Source organism: Paraburkholderia domus, assembly GCF_905220705.1.
Classification (GTDB): domain Bacteria; phylum Pseudomonadota; class Gammaproteobacteria; order Burkholderiales; family Burkholderiaceae; genus Paraburkholderia; species Paraburkholderia domus.
Genome location: NZ_CAJNAT010000002.1, coordinates 519,821 through 539,127 on the forward strand (window position 1 = coordinate 519,821; position 19,307 = coordinate 539,127).

The 19,307-nt window shown below is 61.9% G+C and carries 18 protein-coding genes; 13 read left to right on the top strand and 5 right to left on the bottom strand.

Going from position 1 to position 19,307, the window contains the following annotated elements:
- Positions 1–36 precede the first annotated feature (36 nt).
- The gene (gene catB2, locus KHO31_RS07445; protein WP_201084091.1) at positions 37–1,194 is read right to left on the bottom strand and encodes a muconate cycloisomerase CatB2; all 1,158 of its coding nucleotides are present in this window, start codon (positions 1,192–1,194) and stop codon (positions 37–39) included.
- Positions 1,195–1,297: 103 nt separating this feature from the next.
- On the opposite strand from catB2, the gene KHO31_RS07450 reads away from it, so the two are divergent.
- Positions 1,298–2,185 (top strand): LysR family transcriptional regulator, encoded by an 888-nt coding sequence (locus tag KHO31_RS07450; protein ID WP_201084092.1) that lies wholly within the window; start codon positions 1,298–1,300, stop codon positions 2,183–2,185.
- A gap of 87 nt (positions 2,186–2,272) precedes the next feature.
- Here the strand turns inward: KHO31_RS07450 and KHO31_RS07455 are convergent, their stop codons facing one another.
- On the bottom strand, positions 2,273–3,193 hold the full coding sequence (locus tag KHO31_RS07455) for a LysR family transcriptional regulator (RefSeq protein WP_201084093.1): 921 nt from the start codon (positions 3,191–3,193) through the stop codon (positions 2,273–2,275).
- A 104-nt stretch (positions 3,194–3,297) separates the two neighbouring features.
- Here KHO31_RS07455 and KHO31_RS07460 point away from each other — a divergent pair, with 104 nt between their 5' ends.
- Genes KHO31_RS07460 through KHO31_RS07470 form a run of 3 tightly spaced genes read left to right on the top strand, consistent with a single transcriptional unit; the run spans position 3,298 to position 6,451 of the window.
- Positions 3,298–4,581, top strand: coding sequence for an aromatic ring-hydroxylating oxygenase subunit alpha (locus KHO31_RS07460; RefSeq protein ID WP_201084094.1), 1,284 nt, complete (start codon positions 3,298–3,300; stop codon positions 4,579–4,581).
- Positions 4,578–5,078: an aromatic-ring-hydroxylating dioxygenase subunit beta gene (locus KHO31_RS07465; protein WP_201084095.1), complete on the top strand. Its 501-nt coding sequence runs from the start codon at positions 4,578–4,580 to the stop codon at positions 5,076–5,078. Before KHO31_RS07460 ends, KHO31_RS07465 begins: the two co-directional genes overlap by 4 nt.
- Before the next feature lie 56 nt (positions 5,079–5,134).
- Positions 5,135–6,451, top strand: coding sequence for an MFS transporter (locus KHO31_RS07470; RefSeq protein ID WP_201084096.1), 1,317 nt, complete (start codon positions 5,135–5,137; stop codon positions 6,449–6,451).
- A gap of 7 nt (positions 6,452–6,458) precedes the next feature.
- Here KHO31_RS07470 and KHO31_RS07475 read toward each other — a convergent pair whose 3' ends face one another.
- Positions 6,459–7,949 carry a PAS domain-containing sensor histidine kinase gene (locus KHO31_RS07475; protein WP_201084097.1) on the bottom strand — a complete coding sequence of 497 codons (1,491 nt, stop codon included), beginning with the start codon at positions 7,947–7,949 and terminating at the stop codon, positions 6,459–6,461.
- Positions 7,950–8,200: 251 nt separating this feature from the next.
- Between KHO31_RS07475 and KHO31_RS07480 the strand changes: the two genes are divergently transcribed.
- From KHO31_RS07480 to KHO31_RS07500, 5 genes are read left to right on the top strand one after another with little or no spacing between them, the layout of a single operon-like run.
- Complete coding sequence (locus KHO31_RS07480; RefSeq protein WP_201084098.1) at positions 8,201–9,394, top strand: acyl-CoA dehydrogenase family protein; 1,194 nt, start codon at positions 8,201–8,203, stop codon at positions 9,392–9,394.
- A 48-nt stretch (positions 9,395–9,442) separates the two neighbouring features.
- Positions 9,443–9,820 carry a hypothetical protein gene (locus KHO31_RS07485; protein ID WP_201084099.1) on the top strand — a complete coding sequence of 126 codons (378 nt, stop codon included), beginning with the start codon at positions 9,443–9,445 and terminating at the stop codon, positions 9,818–9,820.
- A gap of 20 nt (positions 9,821–9,840) precedes the next feature.
- Positions 9,841–10,356 carry a nuclear transport factor 2 family protein gene (locus KHO31_RS07490; RefSeq protein WP_201084100.1) on the top strand — a complete coding sequence of 172 codons (516 nt, stop codon included), beginning with the start codon at positions 9,841–9,843 and terminating at the stop codon, positions 10,354–10,356.
- On the top strand, positions 10,353–11,480 hold the full coding sequence (locus KHO31_RS07495) for an amidase (protein ID WP_201084101.1): 1,128 nt from the start codon (positions 10,353–10,355) through the stop codon (positions 11,478–11,480). The genes KHO31_RS07490 and KHO31_RS07495 overlap by 4 nt, the downstream gene beginning before the upstream one ends.
- A 31-nt stretch (positions 11,481–11,511) precedes the next feature.
- Positions 11,512–12,255, top strand: coding sequence for an SDR family NAD(P)-dependent oxidoreductase (locus tag KHO31_RS07500; RefSeq protein ID WP_201086235.1), 744 nt, complete (start codon positions 11,512–11,514; stop codon positions 12,253–12,255).
- Positions 12,256–12,289: 34 nt separating this feature from the next.
- On the opposite strand, the gene KHO31_RS07505 is transcribed toward KHO31_RS07500, so the two are convergent.
- Entirely contained in the window at positions 12,290–12,952 is a 663-nt protein-coding gene (locus KHO31_RS07505) for a response regulator transcription factor (protein ID WP_201084103.1), read from the bottom strand.
- Positions 12,953–13,219: 267 nt separating this feature from the next.
- On the opposite strand from KHO31_RS07505, the gene hpaC reads away from it, so the two are divergent.
- On the top strand, positions 13,220–13,759 hold the full coding sequence (gene hpaC, locus KHO31_RS07510; RefSeq protein WP_201084104.1) for a 4-hydroxyphenylacetate 3-monooxygenase, reductase component: 540 nt from the start codon (positions 13,220–13,222) through the stop codon (positions 13,757–13,759).
- A gap of 43 nt (positions 13,760–13,802) precedes the next feature.
- On the opposite strand, the gene KHO31_RS07515 is transcribed toward hpaC, so the two are convergent.
- Positions 13,803–14,735 carry a LysR substrate-binding domain-containing protein gene (locus KHO31_RS07515; RefSeq protein ID WP_201084105.1) on the bottom strand — a complete coding sequence of 311 codons (933 nt, stop codon included), beginning with the start codon at positions 14,733–14,735 and terminating at the stop codon, positions 13,803–13,805.
- A 353-nt stretch (positions 14,736–15,088) separates the two neighbouring features.
- Here KHO31_RS07515 and KHO31_RS07520 point away from each other — a divergent pair, with 353 nt between their 5' ends.
- From KHO31_RS07520 to KHO31_RS07530, 3 genes are all read left to right on the top strand, one after another.
- Positions 15,089–16,402, top strand: a complete 1,314-nt coding sequence (locus tag KHO31_RS07520) for an MFS transporter (RefSeq protein ID WP_201084106.1) — start codon at positions 15,089–15,091, stop codon at positions 16,400–16,402.
- A 45-nt stretch (positions 16,403–16,447) separates the two neighbouring features.
- On the top strand, positions 16,448–17,911 hold the full coding sequence (locus tag KHO31_RS07525) for an amidase family protein (RefSeq protein WP_201086236.1): 1,464 nt from the start codon (positions 16,448–16,450) through the stop codon (positions 17,909–17,911).
- 131 nt (positions 17,912–18,042) lie between these two features.
- Positions 18,043–19,245: a porin gene (locus KHO31_RS07530; RefSeq protein ID WP_201086237.1), complete on the top strand. Its 1,203-nt coding sequence runs from the start codon at positions 18,043–18,045 to the stop codon at positions 19,243–19,245.
- The last annotated feature ends 62 nt before the right edge of the window (positions 19,246–19,307 follow it).

Consider the following 19,307-nt stretch of genomic DNA (forward strand, 5'->3'; position numbering starts at 1 on the left):
TTCGTTTGATGTGCTTGGCGGCTAGCGAATGAGCCGTCAGTTCGTGGTGACGCTTGCGCCTTTGCGCGTATCGCGCCGCAAGCGGTCGATCTTGTTCCAGTCGAGCGTGATGCCAAGACCGGGCCCTTGTGGCAGATGCAAAGCAAAATTCTCGTAACGCAGTGGTTCCGTGAGAATCTCTTCGGTCAGCAGCAACGGCCCGAACAGTTCAGTGCCCCACTTCAGTTCGCCGAAGGTGCTGAAGAGTTGCGCCGAGGCGATCGTGCCCACCGCGCCTTCGAGCATCGTGCCGCCGTACAGGTCGATGTTCGCGGCGAGCGCAATGGCCGCCACGTTCGCGGCGCCGGCCAGGCCGCCCGATTGCGCGATCTTGACGGCGAAGACGTCGGCCGCACGCGCACTGGCGAGGGCGAAGGCATCCGCCGGGCCGTGCAGTGCTTCGTCCGCCATGATCGGCACCTGAGCGAGATCCGTCAGACGTTTGAGGCCCGCGCGATTTTCCGCGGCGATCGGCTGCTCGATCAGTGCGATACCTGCATCGGCGAAACGCTTGCCGGCCCAGATCGCTTCGGATTCGGTCCACGCCTGGTTCACGTCGACACGCACTTCGCCGCGTCCTGCCAGCGCTTTCTGAATCGCCACGACGTGCGCAACGTCGTCCGCCACCGCGCGCGAGCCGATCTTCAGCTTGAATACGCGATGGCGCTTTGCTTCGTACACGCGCTCGGCTTCGTCGATATCGCGGGTCGTGTCGCCGCTCGCGAGGGTCCACGCAACATCCACGGAATCACGTACGCGGCCGCCGAACAACTCCGACAAGGGCACGCCGAGGCGCTGCGCCTGAGCATCGAACAAAGCGGTTTCAACCGCGGATTTGGCAAAGCGGTTGCCCTGAAACAGCGCTCGCAGCTTCGCCATCGCCGCGCCCGGACGGGTCGCGTCCATGTCTTTGAGCAGCGGCGCGAAGTACGTATCGATGTTGACCTTGATACTTTCCGGGCTTTCCTCGCCGTACGCGAGGCCACCGATGGTCGTGCCCTCGCCCACACCGACCACGCCGTCGGCGCAGCGGATACGCACCAGCACCAGCGTCTGGCAGTTCATCGTTGCGACCGAGAGCCGGTGCGGACGAATCGTCGGTACGTCGACGAGAATCGTCTCCACGCTCTCGATCTTCACGGGTGTTGCTATCATTCGTTGCCCTCCTGAACTGCTTTACCGGGAGCCCCATAGTAAAAACAAACCCGCGAAGCAGTCCAACACCGATTTCGACTACTTCCATACCTTAGGGGTATGCATGGAACTTCGCCAACTCCGCTACTTCATTGCGGTCGCGGAAGAAATGAACATCACGCGGGCCGCCAATCGCCTGCATATGACGCAACCGCCGCTTAGCCGCCAGATCCAGCAGATCGAGGAAAGCATTGGCCTCCCGCTGTTCGAACGCGGGTCGCGGCCGCTGCGGCTGACCGAAGCCGGCCGCATTTTCTATGCACAGGCCAAGCGTTTGATCGACGAAGCCGACGAACTCGCACCGCTCACGCGACGCCTCGCGCAACTGGCCGAGCGCATCGTGATCGGTTTCGTGCCGTCCACGCTCTATGGCGCGCTGCCCGCGGTGATCCGCGCGTTTCGCGAGGCGGCGCCGCATATCGAGTTGTCGCTGATCGAGATGTTCACGATCGAACAACTCGGGGCCCTCAAAGGCGGCCGTATCGACGTCGGCTTTGGCCGCTTGCGTTTCGACGATGCGCAACTGGCGCGCGAAGTGCTCGTTGAGGAACGGATGATTGCCGCACTGCCGCAAGACCATCCGCTCGCACGCCAGAAGAAGCCGCTGACGCTTGCCGCGCTCGCGCAGGAAACGCTGATCGTCTATCCGAGCACGCCGCGGCCGAGCTATGCGGACCAGCAACTATCGGCGATGCATGACCATGCGCTGGAACCCAAGGCCGTTCATGAAGTGAGGGAATTGCAAACCGCGCTGGGGCTGGTCGCGGCGCAAGTCGGCGTGTGTCTCGTGCCGGAAAGCGTGGAGGGTTTGCGCGCACATGGCGTGGTGTACCGGACGGTGCCGACCGCCAATATCGCGTCGCCGATCATCATGAGCCGCCGACTGCAGGATGAGTCGCCGACGACTACGTTGTTGTGTTCACTGGCGCGGGAGTTGTTCAAGCGGGTTTGACGGAGGCGTGCGGCCCGCAAGCGGCCAGTTGTGCGGCCTTCCGGGCTGCCCGTAAGGCCTTCGCGAAGCATACCGCGCGGGCCCATCTCAACGCTCGTCGAACCGCCGCACGATATCCGCCATCAAATTGCGCAACCACACGTTGCCCTCGTCCTGATCGAAATGCTCGTGCCAATGCATCGTGACTGCCGCCTTCGGCAACGTGACAGGCAACTCGTAGAGCTGAAAGCCACCGTCCCGATTGAAAATCTGCGCAAGACGCCGCGGCAGCGTCGCGAATAGATCCGTCACGGCCAGCACGCTCGGCAAGGCCACGAAATGCGGCAATTCCAGCGCAATGTGCCGGCCGACACCTTGGGCGCGAAACGCGTCGTCGAGCGCATAGTGGCTGTGTTCGACCGATGTGATCTGCACATGTGACGCATCCACAAACGCCTTCATACTCAGCTCTTTCGTGCGCGGCAAGCCGCGCCGCTTGCGCGTCATGCAAACGTAAGTCTCCTCGAACAACGATTGATGACGCGTGCGCGCGGTCAGCGTCGGCAGATTGCCGATTGCAAAATCGAGCCGGCTCGCGCGCAACGCATCTTCGATTTCGGCTACCGGCAGAGGCTCGATACGCAATTTCACGCGCGGCGCCTGCTGGTGCAATGCCTCACAAATCGGCGGCAAGTACGCCAGTTCGCCTGCGTCGGACAGCGATAACCTGAACGTGCGCGTGCTCACCGCTGGATCGAAGTGCTCCGCGTAACGCAGTGCCTCACGCACCGTATCCAGCGCCCGCGCGACGATGCCCGACAGTTCGAGCGCAATCGGCGTGGGCTGCATGCCGGCGCGTGTGCGAATGAACAGCGGATCGTCGAACAAGGTTCGCAAACGCCCCAACGAGTAACTGATCGCCGGCTGCGATAGCGCAAGCCGCTGACCGGCCCGCGTGAGGCTGCGCTCCTCGACGATCGCCTGGAAAACGCGCAGCAGATTGAGGTCGACGTGGTCCAGCGAGTTCATCGAGATATCCATGAGATTGATCTTATATTTTATTTTAGATCAATTTGACGCATATCAGTCGGTGGACGAGACTGTGCTTCATCGACCACCCCACCACCACAATGATGAGCGATTCCTCATATCAGACCGTTGACACGAGCGCGTTGTACCAGCGCGCGCAGGCCGACCGCGTCGCCCCGTCGCTGTACTACGACCCGGCGGTTTTCGAAACCGAACTCGAGCGCATTTTCTACAAGACGTGGATCTGGGTCGCGCACGAAAGCGAACTGCCGAATCCGGGCGACTTCCGCACCACCACGATCGGCCGCCAGCCGGTGATCGTGGTGCGCGACAAGAGCGGCGCCGTCAACGTGCTGCAAAACCGCTGCCGCCATCGCGGCGCGACGGTGTGCGAGCAGCACAAGGGCAATGCGAAAGGTTTCACGTGCCCCTATCACAGCTGGACCTATGGCCTCGACGGCGCACTGCGCGCACTGCCCTATGGCGATGGCTACGAAGGTGTGATCGACAAGGCCGAGTTGCCGCTCGCCAGTCTGCGCGTGGGGATCTATCAAGGTCTGATCTTCGCAAGCTTCAATCAGGAGATCGAGCCGCTCGACGATTTCCTCGGCGGCGCCAAGCCGTGGATCGACCTGTTCATGAAGCAAGGCGCGGGCTATCCGATCAAGGCCAACGGCGAACATCGTTTCCGGTTCAACGGCAACTGGAAAATCCAGCTCGAAAACACCACCGACCTGTATCACTTCCCGGTCGTCCACAAATCGTGGATGAAATCGATCGATGACGAAACCGCCGCCGCGATCACGAGTTTCATGACGAGCGACGAGGCGTTCTGCCGCTCACTCGGCAACGGCCATAGTCTCGCTGTGCTGGTGCCGGAACTCGTCGATCTCGACAAGGACGACGGCGCACCGATCCCCGAGCGCTTCGAAGAACTTGCCGCGACGCTCGCGAAAAAGCACACGCCCGAGGAAGTACGCCGTATCGTGCGCTCGCTGATGGGTGTCGGCTTCAACCTGAATCTGTTTCCGAACCTCGCGCTGTCGATGGCTTTTTTCCGCGTGCTGCGGCCCATCTCGGCGAATGAGACGGAAATCCGTCACGTCGCCCTTGCAATGGACGGCGGCCCCGAAGAAGCGAACCGCGTGCGTCTGCGCATTCACGAACACTTCCAGGGCCCATTCGGTTTCGGCAGCCCCGACGACGCCGAAGCATGGGAGCGCGTGCAGCGCGGCTCGCATGCCGGCCCCGATTTGCCGATCCTCGTGAACCGCGGCCTGAATCGCGAGAGCACGGCGCCGAACGGCGAAAAGACCGCCCACGCCACCGACGAAACCGGCATGCGCGAAGCGTACGCACAATGGCGCACGATGATGGAGCAAGCATGATGGACAACAGGAACACGCTTTTTTCGCAGCAGACTTTTGCCGGCGCGATCGAACTGATCTGGCGGGAAGCCGAACTACTGGACCGCAAGGACTATCGCGAGTGGCTTTCGCTGTGGGATCCCGCAGGCTTTTACGTGGTGCCGATCGATCCCGCGACGACCGACTTTGCCGCCACGCTGAACTACGCGTACGACGATCAGGACATGCGCGAAAAACGCGTGCAACGCATGACGTCCGGCTATTCGGCGTCGGCTAGCGACGCCGCCCGCACCGTGCGCACGGTCTCGCGTTTCACACTGACGAGCGATGCGAGCGACGAGGTCGAAGTGAGCTCGGCGCAAATCATCGTCGCGTACAAACGCGGCAAGTCGACCCTGTTCGCGGCGGATCTCTCGCATCGCATCAGCTTCGCGAGCGGCGAGCCGCGCATCGTGCAGAAGGTGATCCGTCTGATCGATTCGACCGAGGCGCTCAGCGCCATCGGGTTCCTTCTGTGATTGACGACGATTCGTTAGCGTCCCTTCTCCTTACAAGCGAACCAGCGAGCACGACGATGCCAAACGACACGCTTTCTCCCACGGCCGTATCATCCGCCGCGCCCGCGGCGCCTGCGACCTCGCGGACACTGCGGCGGATCATCGTCGCCTCCGTGCTCGGCAATGCGCTCGAGTGGTACGACTTTTTTCTGTACGGCACCGCCGCAGCCCTGATCTTCGGCCCGTTGTTCTTCCCGCTGCACGGCGACCCGTTGATGGGCACCCTCGCCGCCTTCGCGGGCTTCGCTATCGGCTTTCTGGCGCGGCCGCTGGGCGGTATCGTATTCGGTCATATCGGCGACCGGCATGGCCGCAAACGCGCACTTGTGGTGACGCTGATGATGATGGGCGTAGCGACTTTCGGCATCGGTTTGTTGCCGACGTTCTCGCAGATTGGTTTTCTGGCGCCCGCCGCGCTCGTCTGTTTGAGGGTCGTGCAAGGCATCGCGTCCGGCGGCGAATGGGGCGGTGGTGTGCTGCTCATTAGCGAGAGCGCACCCGCCAATCGTCGTGGCTACTACGCGTCGTTCAGTCAGTTGGGTGTGGCAGGCGGTTTCGTCCTGTCGGCAGCCGCGTTCTATCTGGTGCAGCGACTGCCGGTCGAGAGTTTCATGTCCTGGGGTTGGCGCGTACCGTTCCTCGCGAGCGTGCTGATCTTCGGCGTCGGTGTGTATATTCGCCGGAGCTTGCCTGAGAGCCGCGACTTCACCGCGGCTAAACCGAAGCACATGCCCGTGCTGACCGTGCTGCGCAATCACCCGAAGCAGGTGTTGCAGGCGATGGGGCTGCGTGTCGCTGAAAACGGCGGCACGTATATTTTCCTGTCGTTCGTACTGGTGTATGGCAAGACGATCGGCGTGCCGGTTTCGGTGATGCTCGGTGGCGTGATGATTGCCATGCTGCTCGAACTCGCCACGATCGTGCTGTGGGGCCGGCTATCGGATGTGATCGGACGCCGGCCGGTGTATATGATCGGCGCGCTCGGCCTGGTCGTGATTGCGTTTCCGGCGTTCTGGCTGATCGATACGCATGAGCCGCTGCTGGTGTTCCTGTCGCTCGCACTAGGCTTGCCCTTCTGCCACGGTGCGATGATCGGCACCCAGCCCGCGTTGATGGGCGAACTCTTTCCAACCGAGGTCCGCTATTCGGGCATGGCGCTAGGCCACGAAATTGCGTCAGTGTTCTCCGGTGGACTCGCACCTCTGGTTGCTATCGCGCTGTATTCAAAGGTACATGCGTCGTGGCCGGTCGCGTTAATGCTGATCGGTTTCGGCCTCATTACCGCGATCACGCTCGCGACCATTCCGAAGAACATCAACAGGACGCACGATTGAGATGCGATCAGCGGCCAGGTGCGACATCGAGTGGCAGCGTAAAACTGCATTGGAGCCCGCCCTGCCGTGCCGGTTTAGCCGAGATTTCGCCGCCGTGCCGCGTGACGATGTTCTTGCACAGCGACAAACCGATGCCATTGCCCCCCGCCTTCGACGAAGAAAACCCGTCGAACAGCCGGCCGTGCGCTTCGGCGGGCACGCCTGGGCCGTTATCGATCACCTGCACGAGCGCGTATTTGCCGCGCAGACTGGTGACAAGGCGCAACTCGCCGCGTCGTGCAGCGGCAGTCGTGCATTCCGTCAACGCCTCGATCGCATTGAAGGCGAGATTCAGTATCACCTGGCCGATCAGCACGCGCTCGCAATACACCGGCAGCGACTCGTTCGTCTGCTCGATCGTAACCGCTACGCCCGCCTCTTTCGCACGCAATTCGATGAAGTACGCAACATCGGCGAGCACCTCGCGCAAATCCGCGTGCGTCTCGCTCGGCTCACGCTTGACGATGTAATCGCGCACGCTCTTGATGATCACTGCCGCGTGCTCGGCTTGACGATCGGCGCTACGCAGGCCCCACAACACGTCGTCGACGGAACCGGGTTGCGCGAGCCGCCGGATCGCGCCTTCAATGAAATTGCGCACCGCGGCGAGCGGCTGGCTCAACTCGTGCGCAATAGCGGTCGCCATTTCGCCCATCGCGTTGTAGCGACCCGCGTATTCCAGCAGCCGTGCTTCGTTGCGGCGTGCCTCTTCGACAGCGACTTCGTCCGTGATGTCGCGGAAGTGCAGCAGACGGCCGTTGAGGTCGTCTTCGATCTCGATTCTCCTGCACGTGATGCGCAACCAGCCCGGCGTGCCGTCGCGTCGCGTGATGCGATAACGCTGCGGTGCCGAGGGTTGGATGCGCGGTGCGCTGGCGAGCTGTTCGAGCAGCCTGTCGCGATCAGACTCGCTGCAATAGTCGAGCACGTCGCCCATCGGCGCGCCCTCCTCCAGACCCAGCACGCGCCGGCCGGACTCACTGACGAATTCCACTTCGCCCGCGGGCGTCAGTACCGCGACGCCTTCACCAAGATCCTGCATGAACTCGCGCAGCCGCGACTCGTAGCGCCGCAGCGTCTGCTTGAGCGAGTCTTCGACGCTGATGTCGCGAAACTGCACCATCACCACCGCGCGCTCGCGCAGCGGCACATGGGTGGCAATCGCCTCGGACAGCATATCGGCCCCCGTGCGCGAGCGGTAACACCACTCGTAGACCTGCGGGCCTTCGGTGATCGCACGGTCCATTGCGCCGACGCCGACCTCGCGCCGGTACTTCGGCACCGGACGGGTCATGTCTTTCGCCTTGAGCGGCAGCAATTCTTCAAGCGTAAAGCCGAGCGCTTCGCAGGCCGCGCGATTGGCCCATACGATCGCCTTCGTTTCGGCGTCGTGCAGCAACACGCACAGCGTGAGTGCATCGAGCAGGCGGTGGAAATCTTCTTCGGCGGGGAAATTCATCGGACGAGGCGCGGGAAAAAATCGATCACGTATGGGAAGGAACATAACACCAGACCGCCCGATTCGCGTCTGAAGATTTCTTTAGATACCCCCGGCGCGCTACCTAAAAACGCATCCCGCGTCCCAATTGAAGCGTTCTTTTTGCATTTCTAGACTGGTCTCACCCTGCACGCGTCGTCGTCTGCTTCATCGCCCGCGACCGAATCGTGCCTCGTGTTTCAGCCGATAACGAATCAAGGAGAAACCCCGCCATGTCAGACACCGCTACCGACACCGCCGCAGTCACCGTCGCAGAGGCCAGCCGCGATGCAACTCGCTTGCCGCTCGCCGATGTCATCGTCGAAATCGCCGCCCGGCGCGAAGAGTTCGATCGCCTGTCGCACGTACCGCGCGAGGTCATCGCCAAGCTCAAGCGCGCAGGCGTGTATCGCGCGGCGACGCCGCGGCGTTTCGGCGGCGATGCGCTAGCGCCGACCGCGTTCCTCGACATGATCGAACGCATCGCGGTAGCGGACGGTTCGGCGGCGTGGGTCGCGAGTTTCGGCTCGGCAAACGTGTATCTCGCGGCGTTGCCACTGGCCACTCAGGCGCATATCTACGCCGACGGGCCCGATCAGGTGTTTGCAGGCGGCCTCTTCCCTGTACAACCCGCACAGCCTGCCGACGGCGGCTGGCGTGTGAATGGCACATGGAAATTCGCGAGCGGCTGCAAGGGCGCGGATTGGCTCGGCGTGGGGATCGGTGCAGCCGGCTCAGGCGCGGCCGGTTCAGGTGCCCCCGGCAAACCACGCACAGCCGTGTTCCGCCCGCATCAGGTCGAGATCGTCGAGAACTGGGATGTGGTCGGCATGCAAGGCACCGGTAGTCACGATCTGCGCGTCGCCGATCAGTTCGTCGCCGACGACTGGACCTTCGTGCGCGGCGGCGAACCGTGCGTGGACGAACCGCTGTATCGCTACCCGACTATCGCCTACGCGGCGCAAGTATTGGCCGTGGTGAACCTTGGCCTCGCACGCGCGGCGCTCGATGTCGCCAACCAGATGGCCGGTGGCCGCAAAACGACGACCGGTGCACCGCAACTCGCCGACCGCGCGTACTACCGGATCGAACTGGCGAAGGCCGAAGCGCAGTTACGCTCAGCCCGCGCATTCTTCTACGACACCACCGACACGGTCTGGCAATCGATCCTCGCCGGCAACCCCGTTACGCCTGAGCAGATCAGCTTGTTGCGCCTCGCCGCGACACAGATCGCCCGCGAAGGTGCCGAGGTCGTGCAGCGCGCCTACCGGCTCGGTGGCACGATGGCGATCTATCGCTCGCATCCGTTGCAACGCCTGTTGCGCGACTCGATGGTGGTCACCCAGCACGCGTTTCTCGGCGAAGGCAACTTCGACGGTGCCGGTGCGGTGTTCGTCGGCGTACCGCCGATTCCGGGCTACCTGTAAGCCATTTTATGCATTTGACCTTCAATCGATTTTACGGAGAACCACACGATGTCCGATAGCCCGAAGCTCCCCCTGCGCGTTCTGTTCTGTTGCGGCGTGACGCAGAATTTTTTCGACTTGCCGCGCGAGAAGATCGGTGAAGTCTGGCAGGCCTACGGCAAGATGCTGGCCGCAGTCGAATCAATGGACGGCGTCAGCGTGCTCGGTATCATGGACGACGACCGCCTCACCGTCGGCAATGCCGACAACTCGCCGTGGACCTTCTACATCATGGCCGACGTGCGCGACTTCGACACCGCCGTGGCGGTGTGCAATCTGTATCGCACCACGCCGGTCGGCGAGTACAACCTGTGGCGCTACGGCAAGATCGAAGCGCGAGTCGGCCGCGCGTTGCAAGTGCCGCCGCAACATGCCAACGCGGCCTGAGCGTGCCGGAGCATAACGCGATGAACGAGACCCCGGATATGCTTGCTGTGTTGACCGAACGGCTCGCCGCGCTCGAAGCCGAATCCGCGGTGCGCCGCACGATGGCACGCTATATGGCGCTGTGCGATGTCCCATCCGGCGCACTCGAAGGCGAGACGCTCGCGGCGCTGTTTGCCCCCGACGCGATCTGGGAAGGCCTCGGCCCGCAGTACGCGAGCAAGTTCGGCCGCCTCGCCGGCCACGCGGAAATTCTCGCGATGCTCACACGCTACTTGCCGCCGTCGCCGCATTTCTCGGTGAACGTGCACTTCCTCACGTCGGAAACCATCGAGGTGCACGGCGCCACCGCGAAAGGACGTTGGATCATGTTGCAAGCATCCGGCTATGTCGACGCGCAGGCGGAGTTGATCTCGGCGCGCCTCGAAGTGGATTTCGCGCCCGCCGGCAATGGCCGTGACTGGCTTATCACGCACTTTCGCACCGAGCGTCTTTTCGATGCACCCTGGCAAGTCAATCCAAGGAAACCGAAGCCATGAACGAGTTTATCCAGACCTTGTCGATAGGCGGCACGGGCCCGACTATCGCGATCAAGGACACGATCGATATCGCCGGTTACGCGACCACCGCCGCGAGCCGCTCGTTGGCGGACGCGCCACCCGCCAAGCAGCACGCGGAAGTTGTGGAACGATTGCTCGATGCCGGCTGGCATATTGTCGGCAAGGCGAATATGCATGAACTGGCGTTCGGCATGACCGGTATCAACGACTACGCCGGCACGCCGCAAAATCCCCAAGACGCTTCGCGCATTCCCGGCGGCTCGTCGAGCGGTTCGGCGGCCGCCGTTGGTTTGAAGCTTGCCGATGCCGCGCTCGGCACGGACACCGGCGGGTCGATTCGCGGCCCCGCTGCTTGTTGCGGTGTGATCGGATTGAAGCCGACTTACGGACGCGTGTCCCGGCGCGGCGTGGCACCGCGTGAATCGACGCTCGATTGTGTCGGGCCGTTCGCGCGCGAGATGCAGGTGATCGTCGCCGCGATGCAGGCGATCACCGCCGACTTCGACATGCATGCCGCCTGCACGTCACAAACAGGCGCGTGGAACGTTGGTATTGTTCAGGTCGACGCCATGCCGGAGATCCTCAAGGCAGTTGCGCGCGCGGCAGACCAGACCGACTGTGTCTCACGCACAGTGGAACTCGCAGGGCTTGCCGCCGCCTTCGAAGCCGGCCTCTCGATCATCAACGCCGAAACCTCACATGCGTTCGGTCACCTGGTGGCAACCGGCAAGCTCGGACCCGATCTCGACGCACGGCTGCGCGCCGCTGCGAAAACAACGTCGGCGCAATGCGATGCGGCGGAGTCGGTACGCCGGCAATTCACCGCGGCCGTCGATCATGCCCTTGAAAGCGTGGACGTACTGATTCTTCCCACACTGCCCGGACTGCCGATCACGCTCGACGAGGCACGCGGCGGCACCCCGGTCATCGCCATGTCGTCGTTGATCCGGCCGTTCAATCTGAGCGGCCATCCGGCACTGAGCTTGCCCTTGCCTATCGATGGCTCGCCGCTCAAGGCCGGATTGCAGATCGTCGGTCGCAAGGGTGCGGATGAACAGATCTGCGCGATTGCGGCACGCTTCGAAGCGGCTCTTGCCGCTTAAGGTACTGCAGTTTTCTCATGGAGTAGAAGCAATGCAGAAAAGAGTCGTACTCGTCACCGGCGCCGCGCGCGGTCTCGGCGCCGCGATTGCCACACGCTTTCATGCGGCGGGTTACGCAGTCGCCGTCGGCGACATCGCGTTCGATGCCGCACAAGCCATCGCCCGCGAACTGAGCGCCGACGGCTCGAGCGCCTTCCCATTGAATCTCGACGTCACCTCGAAGACTTCGTTCGAATCCGCACGCGATGCGATCCTGCACCGCTGGGGCCGCATCGACGCATTGATCAACAATGCGGGCGCATCCAAAGTCGTACCCGTGATGGAGATCACCGCCGAGCAATTCGACCAGGTGATAAACGTCAATCTGCGCAGCGTGCTGTTCGGCTGCCAGGTGTTCGGCCAGCACTTCGCCGACACCGGCGCCGGCCGTATCGTCAACATCGCCTCGCTGGCAGGACAGAATGGCGGATCGGCCACCGGTGCGCATTATGCAGCGGCCAAGGGCGGCGTCATCACGTTGACCAAGGTGTTCGCGCGCGACCTGGGCGCAGCAGGCGTGACCGTCAACGCGATTTCGCCCGGGCCGATGGACCTGCCGATCGTGCACGAGAGCGTCGCGGCCGACAAGCTGAAGGCTGTCATCGCCAACATTCCGGCAGGACGTCTGGGTTCAGCGGATTATGTCGCTGAAGTCGCGGTGATGCTCGCAGCGGAGAACGCCTACTTCGCGAACGGCGCGTGCTGGGATGTGAACGGCGGCTTGTTCATGCGCTAACGCTCGGCTCTGGCTCACACGGCGGCGGTGTGCCTCAACGAGGCACACCGTTCGTGGACGTGTCCTGATCCCACACCGCCATTACGTCGCGCACCAGCATGGCGATCGACGCCGCGCCGAGCTTGTCCTTGATGCTCGCACGATGCACGTCGACAGTCTTCACACTGATCGACAGATCGGAGGCAATACGCTTGCTGCCGTTGCCGTCGATCACGCCGCGCAGCACTTCTTTTTCGCGCGCCGTCAGCGACTCCAGGCGCTTTTTCAAATCACGCTGCTTCTGATTGGCGGCGTGACGTTGCGCGGCAAGTTTCAACGCACGCTGCACGCGGTCGAGCATCTGCTGCGAGTTGTACGGCTTCTCGACGAAATCGATCGCGCCGTTCTGCAAGGCGCGCACCGACATGGGAATGTCGCCGTGACCGCTGACGAAAATGATCGGCAGCGTCGCCCCTTGACGGTTCAGCTCCGCTTGCACGTCGAAGCCGCTTTGTTCCGGCATCCGCACATCGAGCACGAGACATGCGGGCACGCCGGGATCAAAAGCGTTCAGAAATTCGCTTGCGTTGGCGAAGCCCGCCGACTTTACGCTGACCGATTCGAGCAGCCACGCAAGCGACGTACGCATGCCGTTGTCGTCGTCGACGATATAGACGATCGGCGCGAGGGACGGTGCGGACTGCGGCGCGTGGGACATGGAGTAAGTGGAAACTGTTCGGGGGTGGGCGATTCGAAGTCTATTGCCGCTTCATCATAACCACTGAAAAACGCCCTGAAAAGCGATAGTTACCCTGTAGCGCGGATTAATGCCCGTCGCGCGCTCGCCGTACAGAATCGCATTGGGGAAAGCTTTAGACGGATTGGGAAAGACGCCCTCATGCTCACCGCTCGCGCGGATTTTTTTCCGTACGTGGATTGATTACGCTTGAATCCAGACCCCCACCGCGCCCAAAGGAACCCAGACATGAAGCCGAACCAGCAATCGACTGCCGCAACCGCCACCGACGCGGCGGCAAAACAGCAATTCCGTCAGGCCATGGCGCATCTGTCCGCAGCGGTGAACGTCATCACGACAGCCGGTCCGCACGGACGCTGCGGTGTCACCGCAAGCGCAGTATGCTCCGTCACCGATACGCCGCCCACCCTGCTGGTCTGCCTGAATCGCTCGAGCGCGATGCACGCCACCTTCGAACGCAATCGCTACGTTTGTATCAACGTTTTGCCCGGCGAGCACGAATTGCTCGCGCGTCACTTCGCAGGCATGACACAGGTGCCGATGGAAGAACGCTTTGGCTGGCCGATCTGGGACGACGGCACGCACGGCGTGCCTGTATTGCGCGACGCGCTCGCGAGCCTGCAGGGCGAGATCGTCGATCTGAAGGAAGTGGGCTCGCACTCGGTGATGTTCGTCAAAACCACATGCATCAGCGTGCGCGCGGACGGCGATGGATTGATCTACTTCGATCGAAACTTCCACCGTATCAAGCGCTCGGCCTCGCATTGAGGGTGCCAGGAACAACTGCGTGGAGCCGCCGCGCGAGGCCCGCTTAAATCACGCCGGCGCTATCGGTATCGAACTGAAACTGCGGCACAGCCGCGACGGCTTCCACGAAACAGTCGATCAGATAGTCGCAGGCCGAGGTGTTCAAGGCGTCACGCCGCGAGATGATGCCGACCGACACGCGCGGCAATACTTCACGCACGGGTACCGAAACAATCCGCTCGCGAATCCAGTCGGTTTCCAGAAAGCTTTTCGGACAGCATGACAGCAGATTGCTATTCACCGACAGCGAAAAGCTGGCACTGAACGAGCTGCACTCCACAACCACATGCGGTACGCTTGCCCCATGCCGCACGAAGAAATCCTGAAGCGACTGACCGATGCTTTCAGGCGTGGTGTTCAGCATCCAATCCGCGCCTTCCAGATCCGCAATTGATTCCGCATGCGCCAACGGATGTCCCTTGCGAGCGGAAATGATCAACTCGCCTTCGAGCAATGAGCGGAACACGAATTCCGGCGCAAGTTTCTTTTCATCGACGATGGCGATCACAAAGTCGAGCGAGCCATCGCGCAGACGGGCCAACGCAGCCGTCAGAAAACCCTCCTGAACCGAGAGCCGCGTCTTCGGCATGCGCTGCCGGAACGAGTGAATGGCACGCGACAGAAACTTCAACGACACCAGCGGTGTGACCGCACACGACACGGTACCGCCCGCCTGACCGGACAGCTGGATCACATCGTCTTTCGCATGCTGCATCTCCGCGAGGATGAGCTTCGCCCGCGCACACACGGCCTGGCCGAACTGCGTGAGTTGCGCGCCGCGCGCGCTGCGTGACACCAATGGCACACCCAATTCCTGTTCAAGCTCACGAATCGCCTTGGTCAAAGCGGGCTGAGACAGACACACCGTTTTGGCCGCGGCGCGAATGCTGCCGTGCTGGGCAATCGCCACTAAAGCGCGCAACTGGTTGTATTTCACGGGTGAGCGGTCGGTTAGGCAGTTGGAGAAAGAGGGATCACCGTCGGCTTCAGACAAAGGCTGACGGCTTGAATCGATGGTACACCGCGAGAAAAGCCCCGGCCATGCTCCCAAATACCCATTGCCGTACGGGTCGCGGCAACGCCAACTCCAGCCCCACCGGGCGCGATAACCCAGCGTTATCACAATAAGAAAAAGCAAATCCAGAACGCTTTTTTGACTCCCTAGACTTTTCCTGTCGTCGTCATTGAAGGCGCTCCGCTCGTTCAACGCGCTTTCGAACCGATATTGAAGCGCTCTCGAAACGATATCGAAGCATCACGGATTGATTCACCTCCAGAGGAATCCCGTTCATGAAGTCACCTTCACTCAGTTCTTCGCTGCAGGATGTCAGTCAACGCGCGAGCCATGGCACATCGACCCGCGGGCTGATCGTCGCGACGACGATCGGCAACGCATTTGAATTCTTCGATCTCACCGTCTACAGCTTCTTTGCCGTGCTGCTCGGCAAGCTGTTCTTCCCGCTCGCTTCGTCGCAACAGCAACTCCTGCTCTCGGTCGGCACGTTCGGCATCGGCTTCATCGCACGGCCGCTCGGCGGCGTGCTGTTCGGGGTGCTGGCAGACCGCTTCGGCCGCATTGCCGCGATGAATCTCACGCTCGTGACGATGGCGGTCGGCACTGGCCTCATCGGCGTGATGCCCACCTACGCACAAATCGGCATCGCGGCGCCACTCGCGATCGTCGCCGCGCGTTTGCTGCAGGGCTTTTCCGCTGGCGGCGAAGTCGGCGTCGCGACTACGCTGCTCGCGGAACGCGCCCCTTCCTCGCGACGCGGCTATATCACGAGCTGGCAGTTCGCGAGCCAGGGCGCGGCGGCGCTGGCCGGCTCGCTGGTGGGTTTCCTGTTGTCGCACTACCTCGACAAGGCTTCGCTTGAAGCCTGGGGATGGCGTATTCCCTTTCTTGCGGGCGTGCTGATTGCGCCCCTCGGCCTCTATCTGCGTTCGCGTCTGGGCGGTGAAGCCGATGCGCCTGCCGACGCTGCGCGTGATTCTGCCGGCGTACTGACCACTGTTCTGCAACGCGACTGGCGTCTCGTCCTGGTCGCGCTTTTTCTGGTGGTCGGCGGCACGTCGGCGCATTTCATCGTGATCTACTACATGTCGACGTATGCGATCAAGGTGCTGCATCTGCCGATGGATGCCGCGCTCTGGTGCGGGATTCTCGCAGGCGCAGTGATGCTGGTGATCTCGCCAGTGGGCGGCATCTGGTCCGACACGTACGGCCGCAAACGCGTCGCCTGCATCTCGCGCGTGCTTCTGACCGTGCTCATTCTGCCAGGTTTCTATCTGATCCAGCATTCGCCTTCGGTCAACACCTTGTATCTGGTGGTCTGCGCACTCGCGGCGCTGCACTCCGTCAACGCAGGCGCGACCGGTTCGATGCTGCCGGAGATGTTCCCGCGCAGCACCCGCGCGACGGGACTCTCGATTGCGTACGCCGCAGGCGTGTCGATCTTCGGCGGCTTTGCACAATTCATCGTGACGTGGCTGATGCAGGCGACCGGGAATCCGGCAGCGCCCGCATGGTACGTGATCGTCTGTGGCGTGCTCTCGCTGGTCGCACTGCTGTTCGTGGTCGATCGCACGCGTCAGGACATCTAGGCCGCCGCACACGCGCCATTCACTCTCCAACTTCGCAAAATTCTCATGTCAGACACTCTTCATGCCGATGTACCGCTCGCCGCTAACAGTGAACTCTGCGACCTGTCCGCCCTTACGTTGCTCGATCTGCAGCGCAGGAAAAAGGTCAGCGCGGTCGACATTCTGAATTCGCACCTCTCACGTATCGAGGCCGTCAACCCGCAGGTCAACGCACTCGTGACGATCGCCGACGAATCGGCCTTGCGCGGCCGCGCCGCCGAGATCGATGCGCAATGGGCACGCGGCGTCTGGCAAGGTCCGCTGCATGGCCTGCCTGTTTCGCAAAAGGACCTGACCGCGACACGGGGTGTGCGCACCACATTCGGCTCGAAAACCTTCGAACATCACGTGCCGCAGCAGAGCGCACTGATCGCACGCCGCTGCGATGCCGCGGGTGCGCTGATGATCGGCAAATCGAACACCCCTGAGTTCGGCGCCGGTTCGCACACCTTCAACGACGTGTTTGGCGTGACGCGTAATCCGTGGGATCTGAGCAAATCCGCCGGCGGCAGTAGCGGCGGCGCGGCGGCATCCGTTGCGTGCGGGATGAATCCGCTGGCTTGTGGCAGCGACATGGGAGGCTCGCTGCGCAATCCGGCCGCGTGGAATGCGGTGGTCGGTTTGCGCCCCTCGCCGGGACGCGTGCCACGCGCGCCAGATTTGAACGGCTGGGCGACGCTCGGTGTAGATGGGCCGATGGCGCGCGATGTCGCCGACACCGCCTTGCTACTCAGTGCGATCTCCGGTCCCTCCGGCGAAACCGCGACCGAAATCAGCGAACCTGGGTCACGCTTTGCACAACCGTTGCAACGCGACTTTCGCGGCACACGAATTGCCATGTCGGTCCAGCTCGCCGGTCTTGCAGTCGATCCCGAGATTCAACGCGCCGTGCAGGCCCAGGCCGCGGTATTTGAATCGATGGGTTGCCAAGTGGTGTTCGCCGACCCCGATCTCGGCGATGCCGAGGACGTGTTCCGCATGGAGCGAGCGTGGATGATCGGCAGCCTGGTCGATCGGCTCGATGCCGATGCACGCGCACAACTGAAGCCGGAAATCGAAGCCGAGTGTCGTTTGCACCGCTCGCTATCCGCAGCGGATCTGGGCGATATGTTCGTGCGCAAGACAGCCTTGTTCGAGCGCATGCGCCGTTTCATGGACGAGCACGCGTATTACGTGCTGCCTGCCACGCAGATGCTGCCCTTCGACGCCGACTTGCGCTGGCCCACTGAATTCATGGGCACACGCTATGACTCGTACATCGACTGGATGCGCATCTGTTGGTATCTCTCCTCTACCGAATCGCCGGTGCTCGCTTTGCCGTGCGGCTTTAGCGCTTCCGGCTTGCCGATCGGCCTGCAGATCGCCGGACGCTTTCGCGACGACTGGGGTCTCCTGCAGTTCGGCCACGCCTACGAGGCCGTCGCGGCGCACGGCACGATGCGGCCACCGCTTGTCGCCGGACGCCGTTAAACACTGCTAATTCCGAGGTTCTTCCAGTAGCCGGTTCGCCGCCGGCTGCTTGCAGACAAGCAACGCGTGGCTCGCGGGAGCGATCACGTCCGTCACTTTTCGTACTTTCTCTAACTTGAGCGTCAGACAACATGAAAAAAACGCTACTGGCAGTAAGCCTCGCCGCAACCTTTCCGGCAGTGGCACATGCACAGAGTGCCGTCACGCTATACGGCATTATCGATGAAGGTTTGAGTTATACGAGCAATGCGGCGACGGCCAACGCCAACGGCAGCGTCTCGGGCCACAGCGCGGTTCGTCTGCTGAGCGGCGTGATGCAGCAAAGCCGCTGGGGCATGCGTGGCGCGGAGGACCTTGGCGGCGGCATGAAAGCGATCTTCATGTTGGAGAACGGCTTCGACGCCAGCACCGGCAAGCTTGGCCAAGGCGGGTTGCTATTTGGCAAGAAGGCTTGGGTGGGCTTGTCGGGTCCGTTCGGCACCGTGACGCTCGGCCGTCAGTACGACACGAACGTCGATATCCTTGGCCCGTTTGAGGTCGGTGATCAATGGGGTGGTTATATGGCGGCGCATCCTGGCGATCTCGACAACATCAATAACACGAATTCGACCAACAACGCGATCAAGTTCACTAGCAATACTTACGGCGGTTTGACCGTGGAAGGGATGTACAGTCTGGGCGGCGTGGCGGGTGATTTCTCGCGTAACCGGATCTGGTCCGTGTCGGCGGGGTATGTGAATGGACCGCTGGCGCTGGGTGTAGGTTATCTCGATGTCGCCAACCCGAATACATCGTTCTTCGGTAGTACCGGGAGCCCTGCTGCTACTGTGAATGGCGTGCCGGGCAGCAATATGGCGTCGCCGGTTTATTCAGGGTATGCGTCGGCGAAGTCGCTGCATGTGATTGGTGCTGGGGCGTCTTATCTTTTCGGTGCTGCGACGTTTGGTGCGACTTATTCGAATACGAGTTTTCGCGATCTTGGGGATTTTTCTTCAGGGCCGAATCCGGCTGGCCTGAGCGGCAATGCTACGTTGAATAATGCGGAAGTGAATTTCAAATATCAGATCACGCCTGATTTGCTGTGTGGTTTGGCGTATGACTATACGAAGGGGAGTTCGGTTAAAGGCATGACGGGGGCGACCTATCAGCAGGTCGCTTCGGGGATCGACTACTTTGTTTCCAAGCGTACTGATGTGTATCTGATCGGGGTTTATCAGAAAGCCTCCGGAACGGATTCGACTGGGAAGCAGGCTGTCGCTGCTATTAATGGGCCTTCTGCGTCGGCCGATGATAAGCAGGCTGTTTTGAGGATTGGGATGCGGCATAAGTTTTGATTTTTTTTTGCCTGCGCGGCGCTTATGTTGGTATGCCTACGGTGTTGGCCTTTCCTTGATCT

Coding starts and splice junctions, on each gene's coding strand:
- KHO31_RS07490 (WP_201084100.1), top strand. CDS start 9,841: ATGAACGAGACCCCGGATATGCTTGCTGTGTTGACCGAACGGCTCGCC.
- KHO31_RS07460 (WP_201084094.1), top strand. CDS start 3,298: ATGAGCGATTCCTCATATCAGACCGTTGACACGAGCGCGTTGTACCAG.
- catB2 (WP_201084091.1), bottom strand. CDS start 1,194: ATGATAGCAACACCCGTGAAGATCGAGAGCGTGGAGACGATTCTCGTC.
- KHO31_RS07500 (WP_201086235.1), top strand. CDS start 11,512: ATGCAGAAAAGAGTCGTACTCGTCACCGGCGCCGCGCGCGGTCTCGGC.
- KHO31_RS07485 (WP_201084099.1), top strand. CDS start 9,443: ATGTCCGATAGCCCGAAGCTCCCCCTGCGCGTTCTGTTCTGTTGCGGC.
- KHO31_RS07520 (WP_201084106.1), top strand. CDS start 15,089: ATGAAGTCACCTTCACTCAGTTCTTCGCTGCAGGATGTCAGTCAACGC.
- KHO31_RS07470 (WP_201084096.1), top strand. CDS start 5,135: ATGCCAAACGACACGCTTTCTCCCACGGCCGTATCATCCGCCGCGCCC.
- KHO31_RS07525 (WP_201086236.1), top strand. CDS start 16,448: ATGTCAGACACTCTTCATGCCGATGTACCGCTCGCCGCTAACAGTGAA.
- KHO31_RS07475 (WP_201084097.1), bottom strand. CDS start 7,949: ATGAATTTCCCCGCCGAAGAAGATTTCCACCGCCTGCTCGATGCACTC.
- KHO31_RS07530 (WP_201086237.1), top strand. CDS start 18,043: ATGAAAAAAACGCTACTGGCAGTAAGCCTCGCCGCAACCTTTCCGGCA.
- KHO31_RS07480 (WP_201084098.1), top strand. CDS start 8,201: ATGTCAGACACCGCTACCGACACCGCCGCAGTCACCGTCGCAGAGGCC.
- KHO31_RS07505 (WP_201084103.1), bottom strand. CDS start 12,952: ATGTCCCACGCGCCGCAGTCCGCACCGTCCCTCGCGCCGATCGTCTAT.
- KHO31_RS07495 (WP_201084101.1), top strand. CDS start 10,353: ATGAACGAGTTTATCCAGACCTTGTCGATAGGCGGCACGGGCCCGACT.
- KHO31_RS07465 (WP_201084095.1), top strand. CDS start 4,578: ATGATGGACAACAGGAACACGCTTTTTTCGCAGCAGACTTTTGCCGGC.
- hpaC (WP_201084104.1), top strand. CDS start 13,220: ATGAAGCCGAACCAGCAATCGACTGCCGCAACCGCCACCGACGCGGCG.
- KHO31_RS07455 (WP_201084093.1), bottom strand. CDS start 3,193: ATGAACTCGCTGGACCACGTCGACCTCAATCTGCTGCGCGTTTTCCAG.
- KHO31_RS07450 (WP_201084092.1), top strand. CDS start 1,298: ATGGAACTTCGCCAACTCCGCTACTTCATTGCGGTCGCGGAAGAAATG.